This window comes from Verrucomicrobiota bacterium (assembly GCA_039192515.1).
Taxonomy (GTDB): domain Bacteria; phylum Verrucomicrobiota; class Verrucomicrobiia; order Methylacidiphilales; family JBCCWR01; genus JBCCWR01.
In genome coordinates, this window is the sequence record JBCCXA010000065.1 from 1 (window position 1) to 7,590 (window position 7,590).

The window sequence follows — 7,590 nt, forward strand, 5'->3', positions numbered from 1 at the left end:
CGCAGACATCTCTGAAGGCTGCATAAAGGTTGTCGTTTCCCCCACCTGGATAGAAAAATTTTGCCAGTCAATGATGACTCGATCACTGCCTTGGTTGATCGTGAGTGTCGATCCATTTGTGCTGATGGTTGCACTACCACTGACCACGTTTCCACCAGACGGATTAGCATGTACGAGGGTATGCCCCAAGCACATAAGCATCAAACTTATATTGATGAGTTTCAGCAAAATAATTCTGTATGAATTAATAGACACAATAACATGAGACAGCTTCCCTAAATAGGTCTGTCTACATGGATAATATCGGTATCAAGAGGGTTAAGACTGATTTAATCGATAAAGAAGAATTGTCTCTTCTAATAGCGGAAAAATTTTCTACCCGGAAGATTTTGCTGGCAATAAACAGCCTTAAAGAATAGTCATAAAGACCTATGCTATCACAAGCAGTGGATTTATTTTCACCTCAAATAAAAGAAGTACGCAATGTCTGTTTATTAATTAAAACGGCAAGTAATTCTTTTATTTTTCAGAAAGAACTAGAATTTTGTCGAATTCCCTTTTTTTGATCGGCATGACAGAGAGGCGGGATTGCTTGATAAGAGCGATGTCTTTAAGCATAGGAGTTGCTTTGATCTCAGCCAAACTGACAGGACGCTTGAGTGCGCGAATAGGTTTGATTTCAACAACAGACCAGTCTTGATCTGGAGCAGTAGGGTCTGGATATGCTTCCTTGATCACTTGGCATAGACCAACCACTTGTTTCTCTTTCACACTGTGGTAAAAAAGCACTTGGTCACCTTTGTTCATAGCTCGTAAGTTGTTACGAGCTTGATAGTTGCGAACGCCCTCCCACATGGTTTTTTTATCCTTGAGTAATTGAGAGAAAGGATAGGATTCCGGTTCTTGCTTCACCAACCAGTAAGAAACTTTGTCAGGCATGGTTCTAATCTGCTCGTCTAGATGGAGAAAGGCACGAAGATTTTAGAATTTTTTGAAGAGTCTAATCTATGCGATAGATAATGGGGTATAAGATTTGCCAAGGTTGGCTATTTTGAGGGATTTGAGCGACAGCTACTGCTTTTTGTTCATTTACGTAACGCAATGCTGCTTGATCTAATTGAAAGTGGCCGGAGCTTTTGACAATTTCATAGGCTGTAATTTTTCCCTCTTCATTAATATAAATAAGCATGAGCACAAGTCCTTGAAGACCTAACTGCCTAGCCCCAACTGGATAGGGAGGAGATCTATGGCTAAATACATTTGTATCGCTCCAAACGGCAAAGGTTTCAACTTCACTTGATTCTATAGGGAAGGATACATAATCCATCTCAGGACCTTCAGCAACGATGAGAGAATCGATGTGTAATAGACCAAAGTCAAGCTGCAGAAAGTTGCTTAGCTGTTCATAAAGTTTAGCCGGAGAATACGGCAAGCTATCATATTGAGTTGATGAATCAATAGAGAGAAAGCCATCTTCTAAAAGCTCAATATGCTGATGTGCTTCGAAGGAGCATAGCTCTTCATATTCGGGTTCAAGAAGAAGGTTGTATGGGGTATGAGAGTTTTTTTGGTTGCTGAGCTCAGGTTGAAATCCAAGGATGAAAACCATAAGGACAAGATGCATACTTAAGGATATACTCAAACTCAGATAGATCTCTGGTACTGACTTAAAAGGGAAGAGTCCTTTTTTCGTATCCGACATGTAGTTAGAGGGTTAGATTAGGGGTCAAAATATCCCATTTATTTCCCGATTTAAGTTGATTCGGATTGAAACTCATAATAATTAGAATAATTGGAAAATTTTTTCTTGAGGAGGATTGAAGATGAATTTTTGGAATAAGTTTGGTTTACAGTTAGGAGTTTCTATCATAGTCCATGTTATTATTTTTATTATACTTGGTGGAGTGATTCTCTATGAAGTGCCAATTTCTAAAGAATCTATAAAAAGTGCGGGTGTTTTTGCTGAAGATCATCCCATAGAAAAAGAGGTTAAAGATGAGGCATTATTACTTGAAGAGCCGATCTTGGAGCAAGCAGATGAACTTGAGACAGCAGTCGGATTGGATGAGGTCTTAACTGTTGCGGAAGCTCCTCCACTAGATTCGTTTCAAGATGTTATTAGCAGCTCAGTTTCAGATCAACTTAATGTTGCCATTCCATCAGTAGCATACTTAGCGGATCAGAGCTTGGTGTCATCGGCTTCAGATGGTTCAGGTGGCTCGGCAATATTGGGGAAGATAGGCCAAAAAGCCACATCACTCTCTTCTACGGTTTCTTTTTTTGGGGTAAAGGATTTTGCCAACAAAATAGTGATAGCTTTTGATGTATCAAGCAGTGTTTTGACAAAGGCTAAAGCAGTGGGTGTGACTACTGAGCGCATGAAAGACGAAGCTATTAAGGTTCTAAGAGGCTTATCACGTGATACAGAATTTGGGCTTTTACAATTCGTGCGTAATTACAAGGTTTTTGAAGATAGGCTTGTTTTAGCAAGTGGCCGCAATGTTAAAGAAGCAAAAGAATGGATAGAAGATGAGTTTATCTCATCCGGTTCCATGCCTGCTGGCGGTAAAGATGTGATTAGGAAAGATCCGAATGGTATTGAATCGGTATTGAAGCAGACGTTTTCCTGGGACCCTGATGTGATCTATCTGATTTCTGATGGAAGTTTTTACCGAGGAGTAGGGATGCAGAAGGTGCCTTACAGCGAAATTAATCAACTTATCACTGAGTTACAAAGGGGAAGAAATCACTTGGTTAAAATTCATTTCATTGGCTTTGAGATGAAAGATAATGAGCGACGAGAACTCACCAGAATTATTTCCAGGACGGGGGGTAGTTTAATTCAAATGGAAGCCATGTAGTATTCTCGGTGGGTTTATTGGAATGATTGATAATCAGATTTACTATAATTTCTATATCTTTATTTAAGTAATTTTTCCTTGCTCATTAGCCGATAAACTAATTCTAGATGAGTCGTGGAATGATCAGGTTAGTCGCTGCCTACATTGCAACGAGCATATCGATTGTGCCTTCAGCAAGGGCACTTGAGCTGTATTTTAATATAGCAACAAACTGTTTGAATGACTCGACAATAATCAGTTCTTATCCTTTATTAGCAAAAGCCTTTTCGGGCTCAGAAATTTTACTTTTTGTGGGAAGTCAGCTAGCCATTTTAGGTCTCATTATTATTGTCGCAGGGATAACGGTATTTACCATCATGAGGAAAAAATCAGGTCGAATGGCTGGATTGGGCAATTGGGTTCCAGGTTGTCACGTGCCTCGGTTATCTCAAAAAAGTTCGCCATCTATAATAGTTGGCACAGCTTTATTGGCTCTATTTTTAATGTGCATGATCTATTTAAATTATAAAAATAATGAGAAAAAAGCTTCTCAGCCATCTGCTGAAGAGATGGCTTTTTATAGTGTTGAGCCTAAATCAGAGCTAGAAGCGCGCTTTCCTAAAGAACTGAGCGCTGAGAAAGTTGATTCTCCTGATGAGATGGCCCTCAGAACCGTTGAAGTTGAGTCAAAGCTAAAAGTCCATTCTGCAAAAGAACTGGGCGATGGGAAAGCTGATCCTCCTGATGAGATGGCCCTCAGAACCGTTGAAGTTGAATCAAAGCTAAGAGCTCATTCTGCAAAAGAACTGAGCGCTGAGAAAGTTGATTCTCCTGATGAGATAGCCCTCAGAACCGTCGAAGCTAAGTCAAAGCTAAAATCTCATTCTACAAAAGCATTGAGCGCTGAGAAATCCGATTCTCCTAAAAATAATAACTTGGATTCTTCTGATGGGGAGATCACCGGTTTTGCGCTGATTAATGTGGATACGGGAAAGCTGATTTCAGATTATGACCCACTTGTTAACCATTCAGTTATTGACTTGGCTGAACTGCCATCTTCTAGGATCAATATTTTGATCAAAGCAAGCAATATAAAGGGTATAGTTAGTAGAGTTAATGGAAATTCTCCTATGGCAATTCTTCCTGATGGAACAAGAAAAATGTGGTATTCGGAAGCAAATCCACCATTTACACTGGCAGGAGACTTTGAGGCAAAGGGGCTTGTTCCCGCTGGTTATTATGCCTGGGATATTAAGCCAGGGACTTATCTAATAGAGGTAGAAGCTCAAGGCATAGGCATGAGTAAGAATGAGGCCGTCAAGAAGGCCATTAATCTTACGTTTATCGACTCGTCAGAACGATCAATTATGGGCAAGACCAATCGTCATCGATTTCAACAGGGGCCAAAAATAGAAAGCCTAACATTGGTCAATTCTAATACGGGAAGGCCGATTGCTGGTTTTGATCCGATTGCAGATGGCGCGGTTATTGATCTGGCGAAGTTACCCACAAAGCGTATAAACATTCATGTGAATGCATATGGGAAAATTAGGCAGGTAAGCATATACACAAACGGTAAAATACCTTCTTTTCTCAATGCTGATGGAAGTAAGTCGCCCAAAGGGAATCTGGTTGAAAAATCGATTCCTTATAGTTTAGCAGGAGATGATGACGAAACAGGTATGCCTAATGCATGGGCTGTAGAGTTTGGTGACTGTCTCATAGAGATAACAGCCAGCGGAAGATATGAAAAAGATACGAGGTCATTCAAGCTCAAGTTTATTGATTCAGATGAGCAATTGATGCATCTTTCTGATAAAGTCTCAACTTTAGCCAAGCCTGAGATCACAAGTTTTACTTTAGTAAATGCAGGCACTGGAAAGCCCCTTAGCGGCTTTGATCCACTTTTAGATAATAGCGTGGTTGATTTAGCTAAACTACCAACATCTCAACTCACCGTTGCAGCAAACACAACCAATAGAATCAGCTCTGTTAAGTGGAAAGTAAATGGTCAGCCTCCAGAATACAAAGACAAAAATGGTGAAGTAAGGGCTAGGAACTCAATGAAAACAGGAACAAAGCCATTTCTTATAACTGGCTACCGTCAAGCGAAGGGAAAGTCAGTTAATGAAATAAAAACGTGGAATGTTCAACCTGGTCATTATCAAATTGAGGCTAGTGGTTTTGATGAGAAAGAACAAGTGACCTTTAAATCTCTTAGGATTCTATTTAAAGATTCATCTCAACAGACCATATCTTCCTTGGACAAGAATAGCAGCGATGGCAAATTAGGGAAAAGATCATTAAGCCCTAAAATCAATAGCTTTACGTTAATTAATGTGGATACTGGAAGGCCAATTTCTGGCTTTGATCCTCTGGTAGATAATTCTGACATAGATTTAGCCAAACTTCCTACCACGCGTATCAATATTAGAATCAATACGCAAGGTGATATTGAATGGGTTAAGGCCAAGGTAAATGGTAGGCCTGTTGCAGGCATCAAAGCAGATGGGAGTAAAGGAAGAAGGGAAAATCGTATTGAAACAAAACCGCCTTACAGTCTTGCGGGCGATGACATTGAATCGGGTAAATACTATGCTTGGACGGTAAGGCCGGGGCAATTTAATATAGAGGCTGAAGCTTATGACGGTGAACGTTCGCACACAAAATCCATCAGTATTCGTTTTAAGAAATGAGCTACCATTTTTTAGGAGCATAGAGTTTTCTGTCTTTTGGATTGGAAAATCTTTTTAGAGATGCTCGAACATGAGTGAGTAAGATCAGTGACCCCTAAGCGCTAAAATCCATCTAGGTTTCTAGAGCTCTAAGCTAGCGTCCGTAACAGCTCCTTCGGAAGCGCTAGCAACAGCGCTTGCATATTTTGCGAGAACTCCGTGAGTATAGCGTGGCTTAGGTTTTTGCCAATCTGCCTGGCGGCGTTTTATTTCCGCTTTGTTGATTTTGAGATTAATTTCACGTTTCTCGGCGTCGATGGTGATGGTATCGCCATTCTTAACTAGGGCGATGGGTCCTCCAACATATGCTTCGGGAGTGATATGGCCAACGACAAAGCCATGAGAACCTCCCGAAAAGCGTCCATCTGTAATGAGGGCCACGTCCTTACCTAGGCCTTTACCCATGATTGCAGAAGTGGGTGAGAGCATTTCGCGCATACCCGGGCCGCCTTTAGGGCCTTCGTAGCGAATCACGATGACATCACCCTTAATAATCTTTCCAGAAAGGATAGCCTTGAGAGCCGTTTCTTCAGAAGCAAAGACCTTGGCAGTCCCAGTAAATGAAAGCCCCTCTTTACCTGAAATTTTAGCAGTAGCGCCACCCGGTGCGAGGTTACCGCGAAGAATAACTAAGTGCCCATCCTTTTTAATGGGTTTGGTGAAGTTTCGGATAATTTCTTGTCCTTTAGGATAAGGCTTAACGGTTTGTAGATTCTGAGCAATGGTCTTACCCGTTACCGTTATACAGTCTCCATGTAGAAGGCTCTTTTTGAGAAGCATTTTCATGAGAGGTTGTATTCCACCAATCGCAACTAGTTCGGACATCATAAACCTCCCACTCGGTTTAAGGTCTGCTAAAACAGGGACGCGTTTTCCAATGCGAACAAAATCATCTATAGACAGTTTAACCTTTGCAGAGTGCGCTATGGCCAGTAGGTGAAGGACTGCATTAGTTGATCCACCCAAAGCCATGACGACGGTGATCGCATTTTCAAAGGCCTTTTTTGTCATGATGTCTCGAGGAGTAATCCCTTGCTCTAGTAGATCTACAACAGCCGCTCCGGCCTCCCGACAGTCTTTCATTTTAGCGGTGGAAATTGCATTTTGTGCTGAAGATCCTGGTAAGGACATGCCCATTGCTTCAATGGCTGAAGCCATTGTATTAGCGGTATACATACCTCCGCACGAACCCGGACCAGGAATGGCACAAGATTCAATTTTCTTAAGCTGATGGTCAGAGATTTTTTTGTTTGCATGAGCTCCGACTGCCTCAAACACTGAAACAATGTCTAGATTCCTCTTTTTTTTATTGGGAAGCGTAAGGCACCCAGGCATGATGGTTCCTCCGTAGACGAAAACTGCTGGTCGGTTCAATCTTGCGATAGCCATCATACAGCCGGGCATATTTTTATCACATCCTCCAATGGTGACATATCCATCCATATTTTCACAGCCGACAACTGTTTCAATAGAGTCTGCTATAACCTCTCTAGAAACGAGAGAGTATTTCATGCCCTCAGTTCCCATGGATATTCCATCTGAGATGGTGATGGTATTAAAAATAATCGATTTGCCTCCAGCTTTGTCGGCCCCTTTAGCAGCTTCGTCGGCGAGTTTATCAATGTGCATGTTACAGGGTGTTACCATGCTCCAGGTAGACGCGATACCGATGATTGATTTCTGGAAATCATTGGCCTTAAAGCCAACAGGGTAAAGCATAGCCCGTGAAGGGGCTCTCTCGGGCCCGTCTAGCATTAGAGCAGAATGTTTACGGTGCAGAGATTTTGCTTTTTTTGAGAAAGATTTTTTGGGCATAAGGCCAAAACTCTATCAGCGTTTATTCTTTCTAGAAGTAGAAAATGAAGTTCTGAACGTTAATTAGTCGGCACTGAAAAAAGGTATTTTTAAGTATATTGGATACTCGAGGTATGACTTTGGGGTAATGGAGCAATTCTTGTAGCAAAGTAGAGTCTGATTTCTTGAGGCATGTGTGATATGGCATGAAGTAAACGAAG

At 41.3% G+C, this 7,590-nt stretch carries 6 protein-coding genes; 2 read left to right on the plus strand and 4 right to left on the minus strand.

From position 1 onward, the window contains the following. The 3 genes from AAGA18_15400 to AAGA18_15410 all read right to left on the minus strand — a co-directional run. Positions 1-255: hypothetical protein (locus AAGA18_15400; GenBank protein ID MEM9446727.1), on the minus strand; the 255-nt coding region annotated here is incomplete at its 3' end. Between the two features lie 264 nt (positions 256-519). Continuing rightward, on the minus strand, positions 520-939 hold the full coding sequence (locus tag AAGA18_15405; GenBank protein MEM9446728.1) for an EVE domain-containing protein: 420 nt from the start codon (positions 937-939) through the stop codon (positions 520-522). 61 nt (positions 940-1,000) lie between these two features. Then, on the minus strand, positions 1,001-1,702 hold the full coding sequence (locus AAGA18_15410; GenBank protein MEM9446729.1) for an energy transducer TonB: 702 nt from the start codon (positions 1,700-1,702) through the stop codon (positions 1,001-1,003). Positions 1,703-1,823: 121 nt separating this feature from the next. Here AAGA18_15410 and AAGA18_15415 point away from each other — a divergent pair, with 121 nt between their 5' ends. Both AAGA18_15415 and AAGA18_15420 read left to right on the plus strand, forming a co-directional pair. Continuing rightward, entirely contained in the window at positions 1,824-2,861 is a 1,038-nt protein-coding gene (locus AAGA18_15415; protein ID MEM9446730.1) for a hypothetical protein, read from the plus strand. A gap of 107 nt (positions 2,862-2,968) precedes the next feature. Then, a complete protein-coding gene (locus AAGA18_15420) occupies positions 2,969-5,536 on the plus strand; it encodes a hypothetical protein (GenBank protein ID MEM9446731.1) in 2,568 nt (855 codons plus the stop codon). Positions 5,537-5,656: 120 nt separating this feature from the next. On the opposite strand, the gene ilvD is transcribed toward AAGA18_15420, so the two are convergent. Further along, positions 5,657-7,390: a dihydroxy-acid dehydratase gene (gene ilvD, locus AAGA18_15425; GenBank protein ID MEM9446732.1), complete on the minus strand. Its 1,734-nt coding sequence runs from the start codon at positions 7,388-7,390 to the stop codon at positions 5,657-5,659. Between the last annotated feature and the right edge of the window lie 200 nt (positions 7,391-7,590).